Origin of the sequence: Dolichospermum circinale AWQC131C, from assembly GCF_000426905.1 — a bacterium.
GTDB classification, from domain to species: Bacteria; Cyanobacteriota; Cyanobacteriia; order Cyanobacteriales; family Nostocaceae; genus Dolichospermum; species Dolichospermum circinale.
The window spans coordinates 251-1,714 of the sequence record NZ_KE384641.1; the positions used below are offsets into that span (position 1 = coordinate 251).

Here is a 1,464-nt window from a genome sequence, read left to right on the forward strand (position 1 = left end):
CCATCCCGATTTGGTCGGTAATATCTGGACAAACCCAGGGGAAATTGCCAATGATGGCATTGATAACGATAATAACGGATATATAGACGACATTCGCGGTTGGGACTTTGCCTATAACGATAACAATCCCAGTGATGTTGATGGTCACGGCACCCATGTTTCGGGAACTATTGCTGGTAAAGGAAATAATGGGGTCGGCGTGACAGGGGTGGCTTGGAATGCCAAAATCATGCCCCTGAAGTTTTTAGATGATACGGGGTCAGGCACTCTCTCTGCTGCCATTTTAGCAATTAACTATGCTACAGCCAAGGGCGTGAAAATAACCAACAACTCCTGGGGTGGCGGAGGCTATAGCCAAGCCTTGTATGATGCTATTAATGCGGCGGGTCAGTCGGGTGCTTTATTTATTGCGGCGGCCGGTAATAGTGGACAAAACGCAGATATTAATCCCATGTATCCTGCGGCCTACAACCTAGCTAATATTATCTCTGTTGCTTCCACCACCCACACCGATGCTCTCTCTTCGTTTTCCAACTATGGCTTAACCAGCGTAGATTTAGGCGCACCTGGTTCAGCGATTTACAGCACCCTGCCTAACAACAGTTATGGAACTCTTTCTGGGACCTCAATGGCGACTCCCCACGTTGCCGGGGCTGCGGCTTTAGTCTGGTCTCAAAATCCGACTTGGACCGCACAGCAGGTTAAAAATACCTTGATGAACACGGGGGATTCTATTGCGGCTCTAGCAGGGAAAACGGTTTCTGGTAAGCGGCTCAATGTTTTTAACGCTTTGGCGGCGGCTAACTTACCTTCTGTAACTGTCAGTGTCAGCCCGGCCAGTGTTCAAGAAGACGGTACGACTAACTTAGTTTATACCTTTACTCGCACCAACTTAAACCTAAGTTCTCCCCTGACCGTTAACTTCGGGGCGGGTGGCATAGCCAACGCCGCTCCAGTGGGAAGTGACCCAGCCGATTACACGGTATTAACCAATGCCAGTGTCACCTTCAACCCGACGACGAAACTGGGAACTGTCACCTTTGCTGCTAATGCCACAACGGCAACGGTCGTGGTTGATCCGATTGCTGATACCGTACAGGAAAACAGCGAATCAGTTATTTTAACCGTCAATTCTGGGACCGGCTACATTGGTGGTTCTCCTAATACAGCAACGGGAACTATTATTTCTGAGGAAGGATTTACCACCTACTTCTCGGATGATTTTGCCAATAACAGCAAGGGTTGGACTCTGGGTACAGAATGGCAAATCGGTGCTGCCACAGCTTCTACGGGTCACGTATATGGGAACCCTGATCCCGGAACGGACAATACTCCCACAGCCGATAATGGTGTAGCTGGGGTTGTTATTGGTGGAAATGCCTCTACAGCAGCCTTGCACGACTTCTATTATTTAACCAGTCCGGTTATCAACACCAGCACCGCTAATAAGTTGTTCTTTGAATT

General features: G+C 48.8%; 1 protein-coding gene. It reads left to right on the top strand.

From position 1 onward, the window contains the following. Positions 1–1,464: S8 family peptidase (locus ACIR131C_RS24805; RefSeq protein WP_196811806.1), on the top strand; the 1,464-nt coding region annotated here is incomplete at both ends.